Source organism: Pseudomonas sp. UMAB-40 (genome assembly GCF_900095275.1).
Lineage (GTDB): Bacteria > Pseudomonadota > Gammaproteobacteria > Pseudomonadales > Pseudomonadaceae > Aquipseudomonas > Aquipseudomonas mandelii_B.
The window spans coordinates 17,846-41,873 of record NZ_LT607575.1; the positions used below are offsets into that span (position 1 = coordinate 17,846).

Below are 24,028 nucleotides of genomic sequence, written 5' to 3' on the forward strand. Positions count from 1 at the left end.
GACCTTCGCCACAGACAATGCGACGGGCTGGTCTTAGTCGCATTGTCTTTCAGTTGATTCGAGACCTGTCGCCAGAATCTGGCGGTGGGTTTTTCGACGCTAAAAAACAGATAAGTCCTACATAGATGTGCCTGGTTTAACGCTAGCCTAGCGACCCTCGTTTCCATGGCCTCTATACGCAGAGGCAGTGGCCAGATTTTTTAGATGTCAGGTGTCTACCATGCAAAGAAAGTTAACCACTGTGCCTCCTTTTCCTATCGGCTGGAGCTTGATGTTCACCTCCATGCTATTGCCATTCTCATCATTAACCGTGGCAGGAAACCTTGTTGGAGGGACGACAACTATTACCGGAGGTGTTCCCGAGCAATGGTCGCTTAGCTCAAATGCCACCTTGAACGTCAATGGCGCTCAGGCATTGTTCATAAACACTGACAGTTCGATACTCAATGTCAATGCAGGTATCACTCAACAGATCACAGCCCGCAACGGCTCTCAAGTCAACCTGAGCGGAGCAACCGTCTCGGGCGTTGGCGGTCTGGCTGCCGTTGTACTAGTCAATAGTCAGGCCACCATCGACAACAGCACGATCACTGGCAATCGTGTCGGGCTCCAGATAGTACGCGACGTGAGTACCTCGACGGGGTCTACCGCCACTGTTAGCGGCAACAGCAACATAACCGGTGTGACGGGCGGGGCCCTGGTGAGTGCTTTCAGTCGTTTGGATGTCATTGATTCGACGATTCAGGGAACAGGTGCCACCAGTTACGGATTGAGGTTGGCCAGCGGTCAGGCCGCCGCAACCGACAGTACGATCAAAGGGGGGCAAAACGGTGTGACGATCGGGCTTGACGCAAACTCCATACAGCCCGCGACACTCAACCTCAACAATACAACTGTCGAAGGCGTCACTGGTTCGGCCATTCAGGTTGATTTCGCCAATGCAGGCTCTTCGACTGCGACGATCATGCTGAACAACTCCCGACTGGTGGCAGGTAACGATACCTTGTTGGATGTACGAGGAGGGGCTACTGCCTCGTTTACTGTCAATAACAGTACATTGAGCGGCAATATCGTCAATGAAGCAGGCAGCACGACCGACCTGGTCTTACAGAACAATTCGGTTCTGACAGGCAACCTGGAAAATGTCTCTCGCGCAACCATCAATGACTCTTCTCGATGGGTCCTGGTGGGCGATGGCCACATAGACAATCTGACGCTAAACGGTGGCACCGTTCGTTTCGGCGCCGTCAATGAGTTTTATCAATTGAATGTGGGGCAACTCGCGGGTAACGGTCGCTTCGAGTTGGGAACTGACTTCGCTACGGGGCAGACAGACCGGCTGAATGTGACGGGAACGGCGAGCGGTCGGCATGAACTGGTCATCAGTAGTTCTGGTGTGGACCCCGCCGCCGGTCAACCGGTTAGGGTAGTGCAAACAGGGGGCGGCGATGCGCAATTCTTTATGGCTCGGGATGTAGACCTCGGGACCTTCTCCTACCGCTTGGCGAAAATCGGCAACGACTGGATTCTCGATCCAGCGACAAGGACAGTCAGCCCAGGCGCGCGTTCGGTACTGGCTTTATTCAACACGGCATCGACCGTGTGGTCCGCAGAAGCTACGTCACTGCGTTCGCGCATGGGAGAGTTGCGATTCAATGGTGCTGAGGGCGGTGCCTGGGGCCGCACCTATGGCAACAAATACAACGTAGCCGATGGTTCAGGTGTTGGATATCAGCAAACCCAACGAGGTTTTACGTTGGGTGCCGATGCACCGCTGCCATTCGGCGACGGACAATGGTTGATAGGCGTGATGGCGGGGCATAGCACGTCCGACCTGAACCTCGATGGCGGTACTTCCGGTACCGTCACCAGCAACTATCTGGGAACCTACCTCACCTGGATTGATGCCGGTAGTGGTTACTACCTGGACGGAGTTCTTAAATTAAACCGCTTCCGCAACGAGGCCAAGGTTGGCTTGAGCGATGGACAGAGGGCCAAAGGTGATTACGATAATTCCGGGCTGGGTGGTTCCATCGAACTTGGGCGGAATATCAAAATGGCTGATGGCTATTTCATCGAGCCCTACACAAAGTGGTCCGGCATGGTCATACAGGGCAGAAGTTTCACTCTGGACAACGATATGCAAGCTGATGGAGATCGCACACGGTCATTGGTGGGTGAAGCCGGCGTGACAGTTGGGCGCACTTTTGCACTGGAAGGTGGTCTGCAAGTTCAGCCCTATGTACGGGTCGCACTGGGTCACGAGTTCGCCAAAAATAATGAGGTCAAGGTCAACGATAATGTGTTCAATAATGATCTCTCAGGGTCTCGAGGTGAGATGGCCGCAGGTTTGGCTCTCGCCATGACGGATCGCCTGCAAGTGCACATTGACGCGGATTACAGTAAAGGGAAAAACATAGAGCGGCCGATCGGTTTGAATATTGGTGTTCGTTACGGTTTTTAAGAAAATAAATGGCGGCGACTCAATAAAAAAGGAAGCTTAGGCTTCCTTTTTTATTGAGCGTTTCTTTCATGACGTTGTTAGGCAGCCTGTCTGACGCTTTTGTTTTTACGAGCGCTGGAGATATCGCTTTTTGCATCGAATTCGAGATTGAGCGTTAACGTTTTGTCTTCGTCATCATCTTGATTTTCCAAAAGGACGTCTTTGAGTTTTCCAGAGAAAACACCTGTAATGTTATCGAATTTGATGTCAATCGTACCGCTTAGCGGCAGGTAGAAGACGGGTTCTGTCGATACGGTATTGTCCACAAAGGTTACCCGCACCTCGGTGGAGTCGGGGCTGACAGTATAAGTGCCATTTGCCAAGTCTTTCCTGGCTGAAACCTTCACTTCTTTTGTGGTGAACTCCGGGCCTGGTGCACGTTGCCTGGCGAACATGACATGAGACTCGCCGTGTGGTGGTGGGAAAGTCTGTGACTTCAACTCTACCAAGTGCGCATTGAACGTGATTCCTTCGCCAATCGTTCCACTGCAGCTACCGGATCGGGTGATGTTGTTGATACTGTTCATTGAAGTTGTCTCCGCAATTATGACTCGAAATATCCTGGCAATAGAGCGTCCGGGATGACATATCAGAGCGCTTAAAAGCCAACCTGTAAACTGTCAAACATGACAGTTTACAGGTCCCTCTTAATGTGATTTTGTTCCTGCGCTTGTGGGAAAGATTTTACTGTCCGGTCCACGTTGACCCTGCCAGCAATAAACCCATGGAGCGATTGAAGTATTGCGAGACTATGGTTGAACGGAGCCTTTTATTAACACTTGTTCCCGGCAGCGCCCAGGCAGTCATGCAACGAAGAACTACCGTAAAAATACAAAACTCAAGTCTGATTCAGCGGTTCGCCCAACCCCAAGGCAACACTGGTGGCCTGAGCCCGCCGGGTGTCGCTGGCCATGGTGGTGGCGAAACTCAGCCATGCGGATCGTAAGCGTGGCCCTCGAAATGCGCGCGTAGGGCCTCGATGCCGGTGTCGGCGTGCTGGGTCAGGTCGATCCAGTTGTGAGTGGTCATGGTGCACCTGTTAAACCGATTGCCGACTTATTTAACGCGCACGCCGGGAACAATGACTAGAACGTTTGTGCAGCCATCAGTTAAACAACCCTGCCGCAATATTGATCGAGAACCCCAGAATCGCCGTGTTGAACAAAAAACCGATCAATGATTGCGCCAGCACAATCTTGCGCATGCTCCGAGTCGCCACGCCCACGTCCGAAGTCTGCACCGCCACGCCGATGGTGAAAGAGAAATACAGGAAGTCCCAGTAGTTGGGCGTTTCCAGTCCTTCAGCGAAACGCAACGCCAGGTCCTTGCCGTCCCAGGTGTAGAAAAGACGAGCGTAATGCACGCTGAAAATCACCCCGATCAGCAGCCATGAACCGATGACCGTTAGTGCGGTGAAGCCGTAATGCAGGAGCTTGCGGGTGGTTTCCATGTCCTTGCTGCCGGCCAGTTCGAAGGTGATGGTCGCGAGGCTGGCAATGGCGGCTATGCACACTACGAACAACACCAGCCCGGCGTTTTCGTCTTCGATCTCGGCAATGCGTTTCACGTCCGGCGCCTTGGCGCGGGCGGCGAGCCAAAACATCAGGATCAGGTAGGTCCAGACCCCGACATTCCAGCCAATGAGGATTTTGCTGATGATCGAATCGGCGGGAGCCAAAATGCCTGCCGCGACGCCAAGGGTGGCGGCAGCGGACAGACGAGGGTGGGTGCGGGCGAGAAAGGGCATGGGTGCTCGATGGACCAGGGTATGCAAACACCTTAGTCCAGTGTGGTCTGTTCTGACCACACTGGAGAAAACAACACGCCCCCGGTGGGTCAGATGTCTTTATGGCGCTTGCGGACCAGCTTCATCACCACCACAAAAAACACCGGCACAAACACCACCGCCAGCGTCGCGGTGATCATCCCGCCAATCACCCCGGTGCCGATGGCTTGCTGACTCGCCGAACTGGCCCCGGTCGCAATCGCCAACGGCACGACACCAAGAATGAATGCCAGCGACGTCATCACAATCGGCCGCAATCGCAGGCGCGCGGCTTGCAGCGTGGCGTCGATCAAGTCATGCCCGTCGTCGTACAGGCTCTTGGCGAACTCGATGATCAGGATCGCGTTCTTCGCCGACAGGCCGATGATGGTGATCAGCCCGACCTTGAAGAACACGTCGTTGGGCATCCCGCGAAAGGTCACGGCGAGCACGGCGCCGAGCACACCCAGCGGCACCACCAACAGCACCGACGTCGGAATCGACCAACTCTCATACAACGCCGCCAGACACAGGAACACGATCAACAACGACAGCCCGAGCAGAATCGGTGCCTGACTGCCGGACAAACGTTCCTGCAACGACAACCCTGTCCACTCCTGACCCAACCCTGCCGGGCCGAGCGCAACCAGGCGCTCGATTTCCGCCATGGCTTCGCCGGTGCTGTGGCCAGGCGACGGCTCGCCGGAAATGCTGATCGCCGGGTAACCGTTGTAACGGGTCAACTGCGCCGGGCCCTGGGTCCATTTCGCCTGGACGAAGGCCGACAGCGGCACCATTTTTCCGCCGTCGTTACGCACGTGGATCTTCAGCAGATCGTCCACCTGACTGCGTTGATCGCCTTCAGCCTGAACCACCACCCGTTGCATCCGCCCCTGATTGGGGAAGTCGTTGATGTAAGCCGAGCCGACTGCCGTGGACAGCACATTGCCAATGTCGGCAAAGGACACGCCCAGGGCGTTGGCCTGCTTGCGGTCGACTTCCAGCTGCACCTGCGGCGCTTCGGCCAGCGCGCTTTCGCGCACGTTCATCAGGATCGGGCTTTTCTCGGCGGCGGCGAGCAATTCGCTGCGGGCCTTCATCAACGTGGCATGACCGAGACCGCCACGGTCCTGCAAGCGGAACTCGAAACCGCTGGAGGTGCCGAGACCGTCAACCGGCGGCGGCAGCACCGAGAAGGCCACCGCATCCTTTATCTGGCTCAGCGCAATGTTGGCACGGTCGGCAATCGAACTCGCCGAGTCGTCGCTGCCCCGATCCGACCAATCCTTCAGCGTGGTAAACGCGAGTGCGGCGTTTTGTCCGCTGCCGGAAAAACTGAAACCGAGAATCACCGTGCTGTCGCCGACACCCGGTTCTGTGGCGTTGTGCGCTTCAATCTGCTCCACGACCTGGACCGTGCGGTTTTTGCTCGCACCTGGCGGTAGCTGAATGTCGGTGATGGTGTAGCCCTGATCCTCAACCGGAAGGAACGAGGAGGGCAGGCGACTGAAACACAGGCCCAGACCGATCAGCAGCACGCCGTAGATCAGCAGATAACGGCCTGTGCGTTTCAGTGCATAGGCCACCCAACCTTGATAACGCTCGGTCAAACGATCGAAACCACGGTTGAACCAACCAAAGAATCCGCTCTTTTCGTGGTGCTCGCCCTTGGCAATCGGCTTGAGCAGCGTCGCGCACAACGCCGGGGTCAAGGTCAGCGCAAGGAACGCCGAGAACAGGATCGAGGTGGCCATCGACAGCGAGAACTGTCGGTAAATCACCCCGACCGAACCCTGCATGAACGCCATCGGAATGAACACCGCCACCAGCACCAGGGTGATGCCGATGATCGCCCCGGTGATCTGCTTCATTGCCTTGCGCGTCGCCTCTTTGGGCGACAGGCCCTCGCTGGCCATGATCCGCTCGACGTTCTCGACCACCACGATGGCGTCGTCCACCAGAATGCCGATGGCCAGGACCATGCCGAACATGGTCAGTACGTTGATCGAGAACCCCAGCGCCAACATGGTCGCGAACGTGCCCATCAGCGCCACCGGCACCACCAGCGTCGGGATCAGCGTGTAGCGGATGTTCTGCAGGAACAGGAACATCACCGCAAACACCAGCAGCATCGCCTCGCCAAGGGTGTAAACCACTTTGGTGATCGAGACTTTAACGAACGGCGAGGTGTCGTAAGGAATCTTGTATTCCACGTTCGCCGGGAAGTAGCGCGCCAGTTCATCCATCTTCGCTCGCACCAGGGTCGCGGTGCTCAGCGCATTGGCGCCCGGCGCCAACTGCACGCTGACGGCGGTGGAAGGCTTGCCATTCAGGCGCGTGCCGAACTGATATTCCTGACTGCCGATCTCGACCCGCGCCACGTCCTTGATGCGCACGGTGGAACCGTCGGGGTTGGCCTTGAGGACGATGTCGGCGAATTCTTCCGGCGTCGACAATTGGCCTTTCACCAGAATGGTCGCGGTGATTTCCTGGGTAGAGCGCGTCGGCAAATCGCCGATGCTGCCGGCGGAGACCTGGGCATTTTGCGCGACGATGGCGGCGTTGACGTCGGCCGGGGTCAGGTTGAAACCGATCAGCTTCTGCGGATCGATCCAGATGCGCATCGCCCGTTCGGCGCCATACAACTGGGCCTTGCCGACGCCGTCCAGACGCTTGATCTCGTTCATCACGTTGCGCGCCAGGTAATCACTGAGCGCCACATCGTCGAGCTTGCCGTCACTGGAGGTCAGGGTGATCAGCAACAGGAAACCGGCGGAGACTTTCTCCACCTGCAAGCCTTGCTGATTGACCGCTTGCGGTAGCCGCGACTCCACGACTTTCAGGCGGTTCTGCACATCGACCTGGGCCATCTCCGGGTTGGTGCCCGGCTGGAAAGTGGCTTTGATGGTGGCGCTGCCGAGGCTGCTCTGGGATTCGAAATACAGCAGATGATCGGCGCCGTTGAGCTCTTCCTCGATCAGGCTGACCACGCTCTCGTCGATGGTCTGCGCCGAGGCGCCGGGGTAAACGGCGTAGATTTCGATCTGCGGCGGTGCGACGTCAGGGTATTGCGCCACCGGCAACTGAGGAATGGCCAATGCGCCGGCCAGCAAGATGAACAGGGCAACCACCCAGGCGAACACCGGGCGATCGATAAAGAACTGCGGCATAAAAAGCGTCCTGCTTACTGACCAGAAACCTGGGCAAGTGGAAGAGGGGTGTTGTCGATCTGGACTTTCTCACCGGGCTTGGCGTGTTGCAGGCCTTCGGTGACGATGCGGTCGCCGGGTTTGAGGCCGCCGGTGACGATCCAGCGATCGTTCTGTACCGCGCCCAGTTCTACCGTTTGCTGGCCGATGCGCTGTTCGGCGTCAATCACCAACACCTGGGCAATACCGGCGCTGTCACGCTGAATGGACCGCTGCGGCACGCTGATGCCTTGCTGATTGACGGCTTGTTCGAGGCGCACACGCACGAAGCTGCCCGGCAGCAGATCGAGGTCCGGGTTGGGGAATTCGCTGCGCACGATGATCTGGCCGGTGCCCGGGTCGACGGTGATGTCGGTGAACAGCAGCTTGCCGGGCAGCGGGTAGAGGCTGCCATCATCCTGGATCAGCGTGGCTTTGGCCTGGCCCTGACCCACCTCCTTTAACTGGCCGGAACGGAAGGCGCGGCGCAGGTCGTTGAGTTCGCGGGTCGATTGGGTCAGGTCGGCGTGAATCGGGTTCAGCTGCTGGATCAGTGCCAGCGGCGTGGTTTCGTTCTGCCCGACCAGTGCGCCTTCGGTCACCAGCGCGCGGCCGATGCGCCCGGAAATCGGTGCAGTGACAGTGGCGTAACCTAGGTTGAGCTTCGCCCGGTCCACAGCGGCTTTGCTGGCGGCGACATCGGCGGCGGTTTGCCGGGCACTGGCCCGGGCGTTGTCGTAATCCTGGCCGCTGATGGCATTGCCTTCGATCAACTGGGCATAACGCTGCTCCTGCAATCTGGCCTGGAACGCGTTGGCGTCAGCCTTGCGCAGCGCGGCTTCGGCACTGTCGAGGTCAGCCTTGAAGGGTGCCGGGTCAATTCGGAACAGCACATCGCCTTTTTTGACGTCGCTGCCTTCGCGAAAGGTGCGTTGCAACACGACGCCGGCGACCCGGGCGCGGACTTCGGCAATCCGTGGCGCGGCAATCCGCCCGCTCAGTTCGCTGGTGATCGACAGGGGCCGGGCTTCGACGGTTTCGACACGAACCGTGGCCAGAGGCGCCTGTTCTTCAGCGTTCGAGGACTTGTCACAAGCGCTCAGCGTCAACGCCAGCGCCATCAGGCTGAGCTTGGCAAGCAGGTTCTTTGACATGTAATTACCCCAATAATGACTGCCCGCATCCTACGGGGAGGCGAGGAGAGTAGCGGTGAAGCTTTGTTGGTGCTGTGTGAAATTGTGTAAGGGTTTTGCTCACGGGCGTGCGGGGGCGTATATCCTTGGCCGCTTGAAACTTTTTGCGCCTGACAGGCCGCCATCGCGGGCAAGCCCGCTCCCACAGAGATTTGGTGTGAGCACAGACTTTGTGAACACCACCGAACACTGTGGGAGCGGGCTTGACCGCGATGAGGCCTGACCGGGCGCCACTGCACTTTCTGGAAACACCCATGCCCAACATCCTCCTGGTCGAAGACGACACCGCGCTCTCCGAACTGATTGCCAGCTACCTGGAACGCAATGGCTATTCAGTCAGTGTCATCAGCCGTGGCGACCACGTGCGCGAGCGGGCGCGGGTCAATCCGCCGGACTTGGTGATCCTCGACCTGATGCTGCCGGGGCTTGATGGCCTGCAAGTCTGCCGCTTGCTGCGGGCGGATTCGGCCACGCTGCCGATCCTGATGCTCACCGCCCGCGACGACAGCCACGATCAGGTATTGGGCCTGGAAATGGGCGCCGACGATTACGTCACCAAACCCTGCGAGCCCCGCGTCCTGCTGGCCCGCGTGCGCACGCTGTTGCGCCGCAGCAGCCTCAGCGAACCGCAGACCGCCAACGACCGCATTCTCATGGGCAACCTGTGCATCGACCTGTCCGAGCGCACCGTGACTTGGCGCGATCAGCTGGTGGAACTGTCCAGCGGTGAATACAACCTGCTGGTGGTGCTGGCCCGACATGCCGGCGAAGTGCTGAGCCGCGACCAGATCCTGCAACGCCTGCGCGGCATCGAATTCAACGGCACCGACCGCTCGGTGGACGTGGCGATTTCCAAGCTGCGGCGCAAGTTCGACGACCACGCAGGCGAGGCGCGCAAGATCAAGACCGTGTGGGGCAAGGGCTACCTGTTCAGCCGTTCCGAGTGGGAATGCTGAGACGATGTTCAGGATCCTGTTTCGCCTGTACCTGGTGACCATCGTCTCGTTCAGCGCGGCGATTTACCTGGTGCCGGACTTGGTCATCAAGGTTTTCCATGAACGGTTCGTCACCTATAACCTCGATTATTCGCGCGGGCTGCAAACCCTCATCGTCAAACAGTTCCACGCTGTGCCCGAAGCGCAGTGGCCGGCGCTGGCGAGCGAGATGGACAAGGAATTCGCCCCGCTGCGCATCGTCCTCACCCGCCATGACGACCCCGATTTCACCCTCGACGAACGCCAGCGATTACAGCGTGGCGAGAACGTCGTGCGCATCGGCGACTGGGGCTGGCGCACACTCGCCGTGGCGCCGCTGAACCCGCAGAGCGTTGTCGAAATGGTCGTGCCGCCGGACCCGATGGACGTCAGCCTGTTGTACTGGAGCATCAACGTCCTGATCGGCGCGACGATGCTCGCCTGCCTGTTGCTGTGGCTACGCCCGCACTGGCGGGACCTGGAGCGCCTCAAAGGCACCGCCGAACGTTTCGGCAAAGGTCACCTCGGCGAGCGCACGCAGATTTCCCCACACTCCAACATCGGCAGCCTTGCCAACGTCTTCGACACCATGGCCGGCGATATAGAAAACCTGCTCAACCAACAGCGCGACTTGCTCAACGCGGTGTCCCACGAACTGCGCACTCCGCTGACGCGCCTGGACTTCGGCCTGGCCCTGGCGCTGTCCGACGACTTGCCGGCCGCCAGTCGCGAGCGGCTGCTGGGGCTGGTCGCGCACATACGGGAACTGGATGAATTGGTCCTGGAGTTGCTGTCCTACAGCCGACTGCAAAACCCGGCGCGGCTGCCGGAACAGGTCGAAGTGTCGCTGGACGAGTTTATCGACAGCATTCTGGGCAGTGTCGATGAAGAACTGGAGTCGCCGGACATCGTGATCGACGTGCTGCTGCATGGGCAACTCGAGCGCTTCGTGCTGGACCCGCGACTGACGGCTCGTGCCATTCAAAACCTGCTGCGCAACGCCATGCGCTATTGCGAAAAGCGCATTCAGATTGGCGTAAAGGTCTGTCCGAAAGGCTGCGAAATCTGGGTCGATGACGACGGCATCGGCATTCCCGACGATGAGCGCGAGCGGATCTTTGAACCGTTCTATCGGCTGGATCGTAGCCGGGATCGGGCCACGGGCGGGTTTGGTCTGGGGCTGGCGATCAGTCGTCGGGCGCTGGAAGCGCAGGGTGGGACGCTGACGGTGGAGCCTTCGCCATTGGGTGGTGCGCGTTTTCGTTTGTGGCTGCCTACCGCCGCCTGACGCACGCGATGTAGCAGCTGTCGAGCCTGCGAGGCTTCGTTCGAGCCAGGGTCGCGCTCGACACCAGTCCTCGCAAATCCTGTGTACGCGGTTTTCCTGATAGAACCGGCTGCCTGGTTTTACGACTGCTTCGCAGCCTCGCGCTGCTCGGCAGCTGTTACAAGGGGGTTAGCCTGGCACTTCGGTGGAGGGAATCAACCCGACCCCTGCCACTTGCATCCGCTCGATCGCCGCCGCCAGCGAGCCGTCCAGATCAATCGCGCGGCACGCATCCATTACCACAAACGCATTGAACCCCGCCGCCCGCGCATCCAGCGCCGAGAACATCACGCAGAAATCCAGTGCCAGTCCGACCAGGTAAACGGTGTCGATGCCACGTTCTTTCAGATAGCCGGCCAGCCCGGTGGTGGTCGTGCGATCCGCTTCCAGAAACGCCGAATAACTGTCGATGTCCGGGTTACAGCCTTTGCGGATGATCAGTTGTGCGTGGGGCAGGTCCAGATCCTTGTGCAACCCGGCCCCGTCTGTCGCTCGAACACAATGATCCGGCCACAGTATTTGCGGGCCGTAAGGCAGCTCGATGACCTCGTAAGGCTTGCGGCCGGGATGGCTTGAAGCAAACGAGGCGTGGCCGGGCGGGTGCCAGTCCTGGGCGATGATGACCTGTTTGAACTGGCCACCGAGGCGGTTGATCAAGGGCACGATCAGGTCGCCCTCAGGCACCGGCAGTTGGCCGCCGGGGATGAAGTCGTTCTGTACGTCGATGACCAGCAAGGCTGTGCGAGAAGGGTTTGGCATGGGTAGGTTCCTCCTTGGAAAAACAGACGCCAAGCATAGGACAACTTCGCTCACACGCTAAGTCGACTTCGCAACAACTTCGCCATGCCTTCCAGTTCCGCTGCCGGGTTATGCCCGATCAGCATCCACGCATGTTCCATGTCTGCCCAATACACCACATTCATCCTGTGTCGAATTTCATGGGCGAAATGCCGGCTGCCACTGTTGGAGCGCTTGGCGCACAAGGCAATCGGACCATGTGCCGGGTCCAGATAAGTAATCTGCGCGATCGGCATGCCGTCGTATTCGAGGATCTGCGCGCGCTTCAATTCGGACCGTGGCAGGGCCAGTTGCGCAGGCGTCAGGCTCAGGCCCAGGCGCGCGTCGATTGTTCGCAGTTGCGCCCGTTGTGAGGCTTCATCTTCGGGCAAATGTTCCAGGGTTTGCGGCACGTACAGCGACATATAGTCGGCGACCAGGCCCCGCCAGTTGCTCTTTTCCTGGCTCAATTGCCAGGCAAGGAACAATCGATCCGCCACCACGCCGCTCACCACCAGGCTCGCCGCAGCGGCGAGGAACCAGCGTCGATTCATGGCAGGGCGTTCGGGCGAAGGCAAGGTGTCGAGCATCGATTGCAAGCGGTCGACGGGCGCTTGTTGGGCCAGTTCGTCGTAGGCTTCCTTGAACGGCAGGCTGCTGCGGGCCAGCCATTGCAGGCGCAAGTTGAGTGTCGAGTCTTCGGCGACGGCTGCGTCGATGCGGGTGCGCTGGTCGGCGTCGAGCTGATCGTCGAGGTACGCCACCAGTTGCTCGTCCGAAGGTATCGCGCGCTCGTTCATCGACGTTCTCCCGTGAAAGGGTTCGGCACTGTGTGCAGTGGCGGATATTCGGCCAGTTTCACCCGTGCGGCGGCGAGGCGGCTCATGACGGTGCCGATGGGCACTTGCAGCACCTCGGCGACTTCGCGATACGACAGGCCTTCAACGTATGCCAGGTACACCGTTTCACGCTGGGCCTCGGGCAGTGCGTCGACGCGGCGGATGACCTGGGCGGCGAGCACATGGGTCTGCGCCACGGATTCTCCGTCAAACGACAACTGGCTATCGGCATCGACCAGGCCCTGACCCTGGCGCACCCGTCGGGAGCGCACTTCGTTGAGCCAGATCGAATGCAGAATGCTCAACAACCAGCGGTCCATGCGAGTGCCAGGGACAAACTGCCCGGCACGTTCAAGTGCCCGAACGCAGGTGGCTTGCACCAGGTCTTCGGCCACATGCCGTTGCCGGGACAGCAACAGGCCGTAACGCCATAAACGCGCCAAATGCTGGCCCAGTTCTGTTCGTATTGCCTGATCGCTGGCGATGGCGACCTCCGTCTGTCCGGTGTGTCAGGTTTTCGATGAATCGTTGATGGCTTCGGCCAGGTCCTGATATTCCTCACACGTGCTGCCACAGATCGATTTGATCTGCTGCAATTGCTCTTGCGCCAGGTCCAGCCGACCTTTGATCACGTAAGCCTCGCCGAGGTATTCACGCACTTGCGCATACTGCGGGTCGAGTTTGACCGATTGCAGGTAATAACCGATGCCTTCGTCGGTACGCCCCAGTTTACGCGTGGCATAGCCGCGGTAGTTCAGGGCCTTGGCCGTGTTCGGATTCTTGAGCGTATCGAGCAGGGCCAGGGCTTCTTCGTAGCGACCGTCCTTGGCCAGGCGGTAGGCGTAATCGGTGCGGTCGGCGTCCGGGACCAGGCTGCTGGTCTGCATGACGCACTTCTGCGACTTGGTGTCGAACACCTGGCCTTTGGGGCAGTTGGGTTTGGCCGGGGCGTCATCTTCGCCATTGGCCAGGGCCAGTGAACCGGACAACGCAACGGCGAGCAACAGCGGGGTGGTGAAAAGAGCAAAACGGATAGTCATGGAAAATGCTCGGCGAGTTGATTCGATTCAGTGTAAACCACGCCCCGGCAGCATGCGGCGGCCTCAAGGGCAATTCTCATGGGGCGTTGATTGGAGAACACCGCAGGGTGAACAATTATTCATTTCTTTGGCGGGGAAAGCGCAAATCGAGGCGCTATGCTCGACAGCATTCGTTGTCGATCGGGAGCACTGCCATGAAAGATCAGGTCCATCATTCTGCCGCAGCGGGCTACAAATCGGGGGCCGACGCCTACGTTCGCGGCCGCCCGGACTATCCGCCGCAAGTGGCCGAGTGGCTGAGCGATACCCTGGGATTGAACGCGGACAAAACCGTGATCGATCTGGGCGCGGGCACCGGTAAATTCACCGGGCGCCTGGTCGCGACCGGCGCGCAGGTGATTGCCGTGGAACCGGTGCCGCAGATGCTTGAGAGGTTGTCCGACGCGTTCCCCGATGTGTTGGCGGTGAGCGGCACCGCCACGGATTTGCCACTGCCGGATGCTTCAGTGGACGTGGTGGTCTGCGCCCAAGCCTTTCACTGGTTTGCCAGCACCGAAGCGCTGACCGAAATCGCCCGGGTCCTCAAGCCCGGCGGCAAGCTGGGCCTGGTGTGGAACCTGCGCGATACCAAAGTGAGTTGGGTGCCGAAACTGGATGCGATCGTCAACGCGCTGGAAGGCGATACGCCGCGCTACTACACGGGAGCCTGGCGTCAGGCCTTTCCTCATCCGGCGTTCAGGCCGTTGCAGGTCCGGCATTTCAGCCATGGGCACACGGGCGCGCCGGAGGATGTGATCTTCAATCGCGTGCGCTCGACCAGTTTTATTGCGGCGTTGCCCGAGGAGCAGCGGCAAAAGGTCGATGAACAGATGCGGGCGTTGATTGCCGCGGAGCCTGAGCTGCGCGGCAAGGATGTGGTGACCGTGCCTTATGAAACCGTGGCGTTTGTGGCGGTGAAGGGCAGTTAGATCGGCGGTGCGGCCCATCGCGAGTAGGCCAGCCCAGACCCACGGGATTCTGAAGCCAGTCCCGCTTTTGGCCGAACCACTGCCTTACTCCCCCACGCAATGCCTTGTTATAGTCCGGTCCTCATTTTTGCCCGGTAAAAGGATCACTGCCATGTCTCAGTACACCGCGTTCACCGTCGAACTGGCCGATAAAATCGCCCATGTGCAGATCAACCGCCCGGAAAAGATCAATTCGATGAACGCCGCGTTCTGGAGCGAGATCATCGAGATTTTCCAGTGGCTCGACGACACCGATGAAGCGCGGGTTGTTGTACTCAGTGGCGCCGGCAAGCATTTTTCCTCCGGCATCGACCTGATGATGCTGGCCGGGGTGGCCAATGAACTGGGCAAGGACGTTGGCCGCAATGCACGCCTGCTGCGCCGTAAGATCCTCGCCCTGCAAGCGTCGTTCAACGCCGTCGATAACTGCCGCAAGCCGGTGCTGGCGGCGATTCAGGGCTATTGCCTGGGCGGCGCCATCGACCTGATTGCCGCGTGTGACATGCGTTACGCCGCCGAGGACGCGCAATTCTCGATCAAGGAAATTGACATCGGCATGGCCGCCGATGTTGGCACTTTGCAACGCTTGCCGCGGATCATCGGTGACGGCATGCTGCGTGAACTGGCTTACACTGGTCGCACCTTTGGCGCCGAGGAAGCGCGCAACATCGGTCTGGTCAATCGCGTTTACAGCGACAATGCCAGCCTGTTGGACGGGGTGATGGGCATTGCCCGGGAAATCGCCAGCAAGTCGCCGATTGCGGTCACCGGCACCAAAGCGATGATCAGCTACATGCGCGATCACCGCATCGACGACGGCCTCGAATACGTCGCCACCTGGAACGCCGCCATGCTGCAATCCACCGATTTGCGCGTGGCCATGGCCGCCCACATGAGCAAACAGAAACCCGAATTTCTGGACTGATTAAAAATGACTTCACGCTGGACCACCGCTGTACTGGACACCGATCAACCCGGCGGCTGGGCCGTGGCTCGCAGCCCCGAAGGCTTTCTGTTCGACGACAATGGCGCGCTGTTCCCTCGCGAATGGCTCAAGCGCCAGGACCTGTCGATCCTGGCCGAACATGGCATCGGTCACCTGGATGGCGAACCGGTCTATCTGCTGGAACTGCGTAGCCACAGCGAAGTGCCGGGCTGCAACTGGAAAGGCCTGCGGGCGTTCATGCTCGACGGCGATCACACGGTGTACAAGGTGCTCGGTTATGCCGCACAGATCGGCACCTGGTACCGCGAGCATCGCTTTTGTGGAAATTGCGGGCAGGCGGCGAAGCAAGTTCCCCGTGAGCGAGCGATGTACTGCGAACCGTGTGATTTGCGTTATTACCCGCGCATCTCGCCGAGCATGATTGTGCTGGTGACCCGGGGCGATGAGGTGCTGTTGGCCCGTTCGCCACGCTTCGTGACCGGGGTCTACAGCACGTTGGCGGGGTTTGCCGAGCCGGGCGAGTCAGCCGAGGACTGCCTGATTCGCGAGGTGCGCGAGGAGGTGCAGATCGAGGTCAAGAACATCCAGTACCTGGGCAGCCAGTGCTGGCCGTTCCCGCATTCGATGATGCTCGGTTTTCACGCCGAGTACGCCGGTGGCGAGATTGTCTGTCAGGAAGACGAGATCGAAGACGCCCAGTGGTTCAACGTTCACGCGTTGCCGCCCTTGCCGGCGTCACGCTCGATTGCCCGTTACCTCATCGACGTCTACGTGGCGCGGCGCTTAGGCCACGCTGAACCAGTGTTGCCAGGCTAGCCGCACGGTCAAGCCCAGCACCACGGTGATGAACACCGGGCGAATGAACTTCGCGCCGCCGCTGATGGCGGTGCGAGCCCCGAAGAATGCGCCGACCATCACCGACAGCCCCATGCTCAGGCCGATGATCCAGTCCACCTGCCCGGAAAACACAAACACCGACAGCGCCGCGATGTTGCTGACGAAGTTCATGCTGCGCGCTACGCCGCTGGCCTTCACCAGGTCAATCGGATACATCAGCATACTGCTGACGGTCCAGAACGCGCCGGTGCCCGGGCCGGCCACGCCGTCGTAGAAACCGAGGCTGAAGCCTTGGGTCGATTGCCACTTCTTCTTGATCGGCGCATCGCTGTCCAGCGGCGCTTTTGGAGTGCCGCCGAACAACAGGTACAGGCCACAGGCAAACACAATCACCGGGAGCATTTTGTTCAGCCATTCGGCCGGCAGGTAATGCGCGACCACGGCACCGGTCAGCGCACCGACCAGCGTACCGACGATGGCGTGCACCCACTGCCGGGGATGGAACAGCTTGCGGCGGTAGAAGGTAAAACTGGCGGTGGCGGAGCCGAAGGTCGAACTCAGCTTGTTGGTGCCCAGCACCAGGTGCGGCGGCAGGCCGGCGGTCAACAGCGCCGGGGTGGTCAGCAGACCGCCACCGCCGGCAATGGCGTCGATGAAACCGGCAATGAAGGCGACGAAGGCCAGAATGGCCAGGGTGGTGAGGTCAACGCTGAGTTCGAAAGGCATGGAAATCGGCTTATTCGGCGGGGTGCAGCAAAGGGGCTGCGGGGAAGGGCCGATATCTTACCTAGATCCAAACATTGCGGCGAGCCGTCTGACCTCATCGCGAGCAGGCGTCATCCCTGACAACACATCACTTTGGCTGCGGTCCATTCCCGATCTGCCACACAAACGGCGGCTCCGTCCCGTTGATCGTCCAGTCCCCGACAATCCGCGCCTTGTAGATCAGCGGATTGTGCGACGACACCGTGCGTGCATTGCGCCAATGCCGATCCAGCGATTTCCCCTCGCGAACATCCGAAGCGCCCAGCGCATTGAACAACTGCGTGGTCGCTCGCAGGATCAGTTCAGACACCACGACTTGCGCCTTGGCTGATTCGATTTCCGCCGCGACATTCGCCGCCCGCTCAAGCACCTCATCCCCCGAGAACCGCGCCAGGTAAGCCTGTTGCGCCGGTTGCGCCGCCTTCAAGGCACTTGCTTCGGCGGCGTACACCCCCGCGGCGATGTCACCGACCACTTGCTGAACCTGCGCATCCTGACTGACGTGCTGAGCATTGCCGTGGCTGTAAATGCGTTTGCGCTCGCGGACCTGGTGCGCCACGTCGCGCAATGCCGCGCGACCGATCCCTGCAAGAGTTGCCAGCAACACCAGCTGATAAAACGCGGTCTGGTATTTGAAGCGGGTGGCAAAGTCGATCACGTTTTCGGCGTCCACGTCGGCGTCGATAAACCGCGAGGTGCCACTGCCGGTGGTGCGCTGGCCGAAACCGTCCCAGTCATCGCTCTGCACGATCCCCGGCTGGCGGGTGCGGACCACGGCAATCACATCGCCGCCGGTGTCGCTGCGCTGGGCGTACACGTCGATCCAGTCGGAAAACAGGCTGCCAGTGCTGTAGAACTTCTCGCCATTGAGCCGCCACTGGTCGCCGTGGAGCGAGACCTTGGTGATGACATCGCCGATGGCCACGTTGCCGATTTCGGTCCAGGCATTGCCGACGAGGTCACCGTCGACAAAACGCTTGAACCACAGATCCCGGCCCGGGCCCGGCGCTGAGTTCAAGCGGTCTTCGACAAAGGCGAAATGCCCGCGCAGGGCTTGGGGCACGTTGGAGTCGGCTTCGGCCAGCTCGATCAGCAACTCGAACAATTGAGGCAGGGACGCGCCGCCACCGCCATATTCCACCGGCACCCGCACGGCGCCGAAACCGGCGTCCTTGAGCCACTGAATCGGCTCGAAGGGCAGGCTGCGGGTTTGTTCGCGCTCGACGGCACCGGCGGCGATGCGCTGGAATATCGGGCGGAATCCAGAGGCCAGTACCTCATAGTCAGTGCCAATGGACAGAGGATTGATTACCTGGTGTTCGGTCATGGTATGGCTCCTTGGAACGGCAGTGGATGCCAAGGGGGATTGCACGGTCCATGCCGAAATTCAAAGCACTGGCATTGCTGGCTTGCCCGGTTTTTCCCCAACTGCAACTGTTGCTGCGCCAACAGTGCATCCACAAGTTGCCCCAGACATACCGAGATCCCTGTGGGAGCGGGCTTGCTCGCGAATTCGGTGTGTCATTCAACTTCTTCTTTAACTGACATACCGCATTCGCGAGCAAGCCCGCTCCCACAGTGACTTCAACTGGCTTGAGGCGGTCGTGTAGCGGGTTTCGATTCAGCACTGGCACGGTTGCTGCTCTGACCCAAGGACTTCCCAACGTCCCGAGGACATGCCAATGAGTCAGCAAGCCGTCAAATTTGCCTACTGGGTGCCGAACGTCAGCGGCGGGCTGGTGGTCAGCAAGATCGAGCAACGCACCCACTGGGGCATCGACTACAACCGCAAACTGGCGCAACTGGCTGAAGAGGCCGGGTTCGAATATGCCCTGACCCAGATTCGATTCACCGCAGGCTACGGTGCAGAGTTCCAGCACGAATCGGTCGCCTTCAGCCATGCGTTGCTGGCCGCAACCACCAAACTCAAAGTGATCGCCGCGATCCTGCCTGGCCCTTGGCAACCGGCATTAGCGGCCAAGCAACTGGCGACCATCGATCAGCTGACAAACGGCCGAGTGGCGGTGAATATTGTCAGCGGCTGGTTCAAGGGTGAGTTTCAGGCGATTGGCGAACACTGGCTGGAACACGACGAGCGCTATCGCCGCTCCGAAGAATTCATCCGCTCGCTCAAAGGCATCTGGAGCCAGGACAACTTCACCTTTCGCGGTGACTTCTACCGCTTCGACAACTACAGCCTAAAGCCCAAGCCGCTGGGCCAGCCGGAAATCTTCCAGGGCGGCAGTTCCCGCGCAGCCCGGGACATGGCGGCACGGGTGTCGGACTGGTACTTCACCAATGGCAACACGCCTGAAGGGATCAAGGCCCAGGTCGACGACATTCGCGTCAAGGCCGCGGCCAACCATCATTCGGTGAAAGTCGGGGTGAACGCGTTCGTCATCGCTCGCGACACGGAAGAAGAGGCCCGGGCGGTGCTGGCGCAAATCATCGATCAAGCCGACCCGGAAGCAGTGAATGCCTTTGGTGATGCGGCGAAACAGGCGGGCAGGGCGTCGCCAGAGGGCGAGGGCAACTGGGCGAAGTCGACGTTTGAGGATCTGGTGCAGTACAACGATGGCTTCAAGACCAACCTGATCGGCACGCCGCAACAGATTGCCGAGCGCATCGTGGCGTTGAAAGCGGTGGGCGTGGATCTGGTGCTGGCGGGGTTCCTGCACTTCCAGGAGGAAGTGGAGTATTTCGGCAAGCGGGTGTTGCCGTTGGTGCGGGAGCTTGAAGCAAAAGCGCAGGTGAAACCACATACCGCAGTCGCCTGAACACCACAAAATCCCTGTAGGAGCCGGCTTGCTGGCGAAGCGGTTTGTCAGTAAACGATGATGTCGACTGGATGACCGCTATCGCCAGCAAGCCGGCTCCTACAGTGGGATATGTGTTTACAAGCCTAGATCGGACAGGCTCGGGTGATCATCCGGGCGGCGACCCAGCGGCCAGTGGAACTTGCGGTCGCTTTCCTTGATCGGCATGTCGTTGATGCAGGCAAACCGGTTGGCCATCAAACCGTTTTCATCGAACTCCCAGTTTTCGTTGCCATAGGAACGGAACCAGTTGCCCGAGTCGTCGTGCCATTCATAGGCATAACGCACGGCGATGCGGTTGCCGGTGAAGGCCCAGAGTTCCTTGATCAGGCGGTAATCCAGTTCCTTGGCCCATTTGCGGGTCAGGAAACCTTTGGCTTCTTCGCGGTTGTAGGCGAACTCGGCGCGGTTACGCCACTGGGTGTCCAGGGTGTAGGCCAGCGATACGCGTTCCGGGTCGCGGGAGTTCCAGCCGTCTTCGGCCAGGCGAACTTTTTCAATGGCTGATTCACGGGTAAACGGCGGCAATGGCGGACGAACTTCGGCGTTAGACATTTATAGTCTCCCTTTCAAGTTAAAGTTCCAGCAAGTTGTCAGGCTTGGTTCAAGTGTTACAGGTCCAATAACTTTCGCGCCATGCATTGCGCATTATCGGCGGCACTGTGATCACCCATCACAAGCGCTACGGTAATGGCGCCGTCAATCAGGATCAGCAGCTGTTTGGCCAGCATCTCCGGGTCGGTAGCGCCATGTTCGGTGCAGAGCTCGCGCACGTAGTCGAGCAGCTTCTGTTTATGGTCTTTGGCAACCAGGCGAACCGGGTCTAGCGGGTCGCCGGTTTCACCGCTGGTATTGATGAACGCGCAGCCCCGGAAGCCTTCAGAGGCGAACCAGGCCTTGAGCACGGTAAACAGGTTGAGCAGGCGGTCGGCCGGGGTTTCAGCCTGGTCGACTTCACTTCGGTACCACTTCATCCAGCGCACGTCGCGGCGTTGCAGGGCGGCGACGGTCAGCTCCTCCTTGTTGGCGAAGTAGCGGTAGATACTTTTTCTGGAAACGCCGGCGGTTTTCACCAGAAGATCCATTCCGGTGGCGGCGATGCCACTTTTGTAGATCAACTTTTCGGTGACATCCAGAATGATGTCGCGTGTGTCGTTGCTGGTAAGTTCGTTCATGTGGCGAACAGTAGAACGATCGTTCTCCTTGGTCAACAAGTTTTTAGAAAGATCTATTGTGGCGAGGGGACTTGCCCCCGTTGGGCTGCGAAGCGGCCCCCAACGTTCCTTCAGTCACACCTTGCTGGCAGGCTTGCGACTGCTTCGCACTCGAACGGGGGCAAGCCCCCTCGCCACACATGGTGTAAGCTCTCGGGCTATTCGGAATTGACCCATTGCGAGCCCTATGCCGTCGCTTTTCAAACGCTCTCTGCTGCCTAAACTGCGCAGTTTTCCGCTGACCGCCGATGCCGTCACCATTCTTTCCGGCGCTGCCGAGTTCCGTCGTTGCCTGCTGGAAAAAATCGCCAGTGCCACCCAACGCATTTATATCGTTGCGCTGTACTTGCAACAGGACGAGGCCGGTCAGGAAATCCTTGATGCCTTGCACGCCGCCAAACTGGCGCGTCCGGAACTGGACGTGGTCGTGGTGGTGGACTGGCTGCGCGCCCAGCGCGGCTTGATCGGTGCCGGCAAACAGCCAGGCAACTCGGCCTGGTATCAGGAAACGACTCGCACCCACGAAAGTGTTGTGCCGGTGTACGGCGTGCCGGTGCAGACTCGCGAGTTGTTTGGCGTGCTGCATTTGAAAGGCTTTGTGATCGATGACTGCGTGATCTACAGCGGCGCGAGCCTGAACAACGTTTACCTGCACAAGTTCGACAAGTACCGCTACGACCGTTATCACCTGCTGCAGAACCACGCGCTGGCCGATTCCATGCAGCACCTGATTCAGCACGGTCTGATCGCTTCCAAAGCGGTCCATCGCCTCGACCTGCCGAACCTGCCGACCACCCGCAGCCTGCGCAACGATATCGGCGATTTGCGCAGCCGCCTCAAGCACGCGGCGTATGACACCACGGCCGGCAGCACGGTGAAGGGTGGCTTGTCGGTGAGTCCGTTGCTCGGTGTAGGCAAGAACAACCCATTGAGCCGAGTGATTTGCGAGTTGATCGCCAGCGCCCAGCATCAGCTGACCATCTGCACGCCGTATTTCAACCTGCCATTGGCGGTGACCCGGGAAATCAACCGGGCCCTGGGGCGCGGCGTGAAAATCGACATCGTGGTCGGCGACAAGACCGCGAACGACTTCTTCATCCCGCCGAGTGAGCCGTTCAAGGTGATCGCCGCGCTGCCGTACCTTTACGAGATCAGCCTGCGGCGCTTTGCCAAACGCCATCAACACAGCATCGACAGTGGCAAGCTGAACCTGCATTTGTGGAAGGACGGCGACAACACCTATCACCTCAAAGGCATGTGGATCGACAAGCGCTACACCTTGCTGACCGGTAATAACCTCAACCCACGGGCGTTCCGCCTCGATCTTGAGAACGCGTTGCTGATCGACGACCCGAAAGGCGAACTGCTGGAGCCGCGCAGTAAAGAACTGGGCGAGATTTTCCACAACACCACGCGCATCCAGCGATATCAGGATCTGGAAACGCTGCTGGAATACCCGGCAGCGGTGGCCAAGTTCCTCAAGCGTGTCAGTCGGGTGCGGATCGAGCGGTTGCTCTATCGTATTTTGTAAGGCTCAGTGCTGCCGAGGCTGTGGCCACAATGCCACCAGCAGCAACAGCGCAGCGGCAACCAGGTAGGGCAGGCGCGGTTCGATGTCGTAGATCAGCGTCGCCGCCAGCGGTCCGATGACCACGCCAAAGCCCTGCGCGGCACCAATCGAACCGGCGGTGGCGCCTTGTTCCGAGGCGTCGACCGCGTTGGCCGCCAATGCGGCGAACGACGGAAAGATCAGCCCCATCCCGCCCGCCGAGACGAAAAAGCACAGCCATAAACCCCACGCGGCATCCGCCAGGATGCTGCCGGCAAAGCCCACGGCCGCCACCAGTGCGCCCGCGCGAATCAGCCGTAGCGGCGGCCATTCGAGCCGCCGCACCACCAGTTGCGAACAGATCAGCGCGAAACCGACCATGGTCAGGGCGATGCCAGCGGTTTGCGCGGCATCGGCCGGGTTCATGCCGAGTCGGTCGAGGGCGAAGAAGCCGACGGTGATCTGCGCAATCGACACACAGAGCATCGCCACAAACGCGACGGCCATTGGGCGGCGCAATCGTGGATCGTTCAGATGAACCTTGCGCGGCGCTTGCCGCAGGTGCAGTTCCTGACCCTTGAGCTTGTAGTGCAGCACCACAAACGCCAGCAACGGCAGGATCGCCATGGCATAGAACGGCAAGCTCAGACTGAAGCGCGACAACAACGCCGCAATCGCCGGGCCGATCACCAGGCCGCAGGCGTTGGCCGCGCCAAGGGCCGCCATGGCTTTAGCGCGGTGTTGCGGCTCGATGTTGTCGGCGATCAGCGCGTTGCCGCCCACCGGAATCGCGGCATAGAACACGCCGATCAGGCCGCGACCGATCATCAACCCGATAAACCCCAACAGCGCCGACGGCAGAAAACGCAACGAGGCATCGATGAACAGGCACAAGGCCCAGTAGGCGAGGGTGAAGCCGGCTGTGGCGATCAACAGAATCCGTCGTCGGCCATAGCGGTCACTGGCCTGACCCCAGGGGCGGGCGAGCAACATCCAGATCACCCCGGACACCGTGACCGCCGCGCCGGCCTGCCAGGTGGCCAGGCCTAACACCCGGGCGATCGGCCCGATCAGGGAGACGAACGCCATCATCGACATGGAACAAGCCATGTTGGCGACCATGAGTGGGCGCAGGTCGAAGGCAGGGGTGGTCATGGTGAGTCTTCCGTGAGCTTTTGTTATTGGCGGGGGATGTTAGCGCGGGTTATGTGCAAGGCAGGAGGAATATCGGTGGCAGTGATAATGCCTTCGCGAGCAAGCTCGCTCCCACAGGGTTATGTGTCAAACA

General features: G+C 59.8%; 21 protein-coding genes and 1 pseudogene. 8 read left to right on the top strand and 14 right to left on the bottom strand.

Translation table 11 applies throughout. The features are described 5' to 3' along the window. Nucleotides 1-220 precede the first annotated feature (220 nt). Nucleotides 221-2,464, top strand: a complete 2,244-nt coding sequence (locus K0F88_RS27820; RefSeq protein ID WP_219097360.1) for an autotransporter outer membrane beta-barrel domain-containing protein — start codon at nucleotides 221-223, stop codon at nucleotides 2,462-2,464. Nucleotides 2,465-2,541: 77 nt separating this feature from the next. Here the strand turns inward: K0F88_RS27820 and K0F88_RS27825 are convergent, their stop codons facing one another. The 5 genes and pseudogenes from K0F88_RS27825 to K0F88_RS27845 form a co-directional block, all read right to left on the bottom strand. Continuing rightward, nucleotides 2,542-3,030 (bottom strand): hypothetical protein, encoded by a 489-nt coding sequence (locus K0F88_RS27825; RefSeq protein WP_219097361.1) that lies wholly within the window; start codon nucleotides 3,028-3,030, stop codon nucleotides 2,542-2,544. Between the two features lie 406 nt (nucleotides 3,031-3,436). Next, nucleotides 3,437-3,532, bottom strand: a pseudogene (locus tag K0F88_RS27830) (AraC family transcriptional regulator); the annotation flags it as partial. A gap of 76 nt (nucleotides 3,533-3,608) precedes the next feature. Then, nucleotides 3,609-4,250, bottom strand: coding sequence for a DUF1345 domain-containing protein (locus K0F88_RS27835; RefSeq protein ID WP_219097362.1), 642 nt, complete (start codon nucleotides 4,248-4,250; stop codon nucleotides 3,609-3,611). A gap of 89 nt (nucleotides 4,251-4,339) precedes the next feature. Then, entirely contained in the window at nucleotides 4,340-7,438 is a 3,099-nt protein-coding gene (locus K0F88_RS27840) for an efflux RND transporter permease subunit (protein ID WP_219097363.1), read from the bottom strand. A 14-nt stretch (nucleotides 7,439-7,452) separates the two neighbouring features. Next, nucleotides 7,453-8,610, bottom strand: a complete 1,158-nt coding sequence (locus K0F88_RS27845) for an efflux RND transporter periplasmic adaptor subunit (protein ID WP_219097364.1) — start codon at nucleotides 8,608-8,610, stop codon at nucleotides 7,453-7,455. A 293-nt stretch (nucleotides 8,611-8,903) separates the two neighbouring features. Between K0F88_RS27845 and K0F88_RS27850 the strand changes: the two genes are divergently transcribed. Both K0F88_RS27850 and K0F88_RS27855 read left to right on the top strand, forming a co-directional pair. Next, nucleotides 8,904-9,605 (top strand): response regulator transcription factor, encoded by a 702-nt coding sequence (locus K0F88_RS27850; protein WP_010459989.1) that lies wholly within the window; start codon nucleotides 8,904-8,906, stop codon nucleotides 9,603-9,605. Nucleotides 9,606-9,609: 4 nt separating this feature from the next. Further along, nucleotides 9,610-10,911: an ATP-binding protein gene (locus tag K0F88_RS27855; RefSeq protein ID WP_219097365.1), complete on the top strand. Its 1,302-nt coding sequence runs from the start codon at nucleotides 9,610-9,612 to the stop codon at nucleotides 10,909-10,911. Between the two features lie 168 nt (nucleotides 10,912-11,079). On the opposite strand, the gene pncA is transcribed toward K0F88_RS27855, so the two are convergent. The 4 genes from pncA to K0F88_RS27875 all read right to left on the bottom strand — a co-directional run bounded on the left by pncA (nucleotide 11,080) and on the right by K0F88_RS27875 (nucleotide 13,606). Continuing rightward, nucleotides 11,080-11,709: a bifunctional nicotinamidase/pyrazinamidase gene (gene pncA / locus K0F88_RS27860; protein WP_094467560.1), complete on the bottom strand. Its 630-nt coding sequence runs from the start codon at nucleotides 11,707-11,709 to the stop codon at nucleotides 11,080-11,082. A 50-nt stretch (nucleotides 11,710-11,759) separates the two neighbouring features. Beyond that, complete coding sequence (locus K0F88_RS27865) at nucleotides 11,760-12,527, bottom strand: anti-sigma factor (RefSeq protein WP_094467559.1); 768 nt, start codon at nucleotides 12,525-12,527, stop codon at nucleotides 11,760-11,762. Beyond that, nucleotides 12,524-13,009 carry an RNA polymerase sigma factor gene (locus K0F88_RS27870; protein ID WP_255141626.1) on the bottom strand — a complete coding sequence of 162 codons (486 nt, stop codon included), beginning with the start codon at nucleotides 13,007-13,009 and terminating at the stop codon, nucleotides 12,524-12,526. The genes K0F88_RS27865 and K0F88_RS27870 overlap by 4 nt, the downstream gene beginning before the upstream one ends. 66 nt (nucleotides 13,010-13,075) lie before the next feature. After that, entirely contained in the window at nucleotides 13,076-13,606 is a 531-nt protein-coding gene (locus K0F88_RS27875; RefSeq protein WP_094467557.1) for a tetratricopeptide repeat protein, read from the bottom strand. 194 nt (nucleotides 13,607-13,800) lie between these two features. Between K0F88_RS27875 and K0F88_RS27880 the strand changes: the two genes are divergently transcribed. The 3 genes from K0F88_RS27880 to nudC all read left to right on the top strand — a co-directional run bounded on the left by K0F88_RS27880 (nucleotide 13,801) and on the right by nudC (nucleotide 16,375). After that, nucleotides 13,801-14,574, top strand: a complete 774-nt coding sequence (locus tag K0F88_RS27880) for a class I SAM-dependent methyltransferase (RefSeq protein ID WP_094467556.1) — start codon at nucleotides 13,801-13,803, stop codon at nucleotides 14,572-14,574. A gap of 151 nt (nucleotides 14,575-14,725) precedes the next feature. After that, complete coding sequence (locus K0F88_RS27885) at nucleotides 14,726-15,538, top strand: crotonase/enoyl-CoA hydratase family protein (protein ID WP_219097366.1); 813 nt, start codon at nucleotides 14,726-14,728, stop codon at nucleotides 15,536-15,538. 6 nt (nucleotides 15,539-15,544) lie between these two features. Next, nucleotides 15,545-16,375, top strand: coding sequence for an NAD(+) diphosphatase (gene nudC, locus K0F88_RS27890; RefSeq protein ID WP_219097367.1), 831 nt, complete (start codon nucleotides 15,545-15,547; stop codon nucleotides 16,373-16,375). On the opposite strand, the gene K0F88_RS27895 is transcribed toward nudC, so the two are convergent. Together K0F88_RS27895 and K0F88_RS27900 are read right to left on the bottom strand one after the other, a co-directional pair. After that, nucleotides 16,343-17,122, bottom strand: a complete 780-nt coding sequence (locus tag K0F88_RS27895) for a TSUP family transporter (RefSeq protein WP_109631768.1) — start codon at nucleotides 17,120-17,122, stop codon at nucleotides 16,343-16,345. The two genes, nudC and K0F88_RS27895, sit on opposite strands and share 33 nt — an antisense overlap. A gap of 127 nt (nucleotides 17,123-17,249) precedes the next feature. Continuing rightward, nucleotides 17,250-18,488, bottom strand: coding sequence for an acyl-CoA dehydrogenase family protein (locus tag K0F88_RS27900; RefSeq protein WP_219097368.1), 1,239 nt, complete (start codon nucleotides 18,486-18,488; stop codon nucleotides 17,250-17,252). A 355-nt stretch (nucleotides 18,489-18,843) separates the two neighbouring features. On the opposite strand from K0F88_RS27900, the gene sfnG reads away from it, so the two are divergent. Next, complete coding sequence (gene sfnG, locus K0F88_RS27905; RefSeq protein ID WP_374039755.1) at nucleotides 18,844-19,938, top strand: dimethylsulfone monooxygenase SfnG; 1,095 nt, start codon at nucleotides 18,844-18,846, stop codon at nucleotides 19,936-19,938. Between the two features lie 117 nt (nucleotides 19,939-20,055). On the opposite strand, the gene K0F88_RS27910 is transcribed toward sfnG, so the two are convergent. Beyond that, nucleotides 20,056-20,532: a nuclear transport factor 2 family protein gene (locus K0F88_RS27910; RefSeq protein ID WP_076031053.1), complete on the bottom strand. Its 477-nt coding sequence runs from the start codon at nucleotides 20,530-20,532 to the stop codon at nucleotides 20,056-20,058. 56 nt (nucleotides 20,533-20,588) lie between these two features. Further along, nucleotides 20,589-21,152 carry a TetR/AcrR family transcriptional regulator gene (locus K0F88_RS27915; RefSeq protein WP_094467551.1) on the bottom strand — a complete coding sequence of 188 codons (564 nt, stop codon included), beginning with the start codon at nucleotides 21,150-21,152 and terminating at the stop codon, nucleotides 20,589-20,591. 226 nt (nucleotides 21,153-21,378) lie between these two features. Here K0F88_RS27915 and pssA point away from each other — a divergent pair, with 226 nt between their 5' ends. Beyond that, nucleotides 21,379-22,722 carry a CDP-diacylglycerol--serine O-phosphatidyltransferase gene (gene pssA, locus K0F88_RS27920; RefSeq protein ID WP_219097370.1) on the top strand — a complete coding sequence of 448 codons (1,344 nt, stop codon included), beginning with the start codon at nucleotides 21,379-21,381 and terminating at the stop codon, nucleotides 22,720-22,722. A gap of 3 nt (nucleotides 22,723-22,725) precedes the next feature. Here pssA and K0F88_RS27925 read toward each other — a convergent pair whose 3' ends face one another. Continuing rightward, nucleotides 22,726-23,895, bottom strand: coding sequence for an MFS transporter (locus K0F88_RS27925; RefSeq protein ID WP_094467549.1), 1,170 nt, complete (start codon nucleotides 23,893-23,895; stop codon nucleotides 22,726-22,728). Between the last annotated feature and the right edge of the window lie 133 nt (nucleotides 23,896-24,028).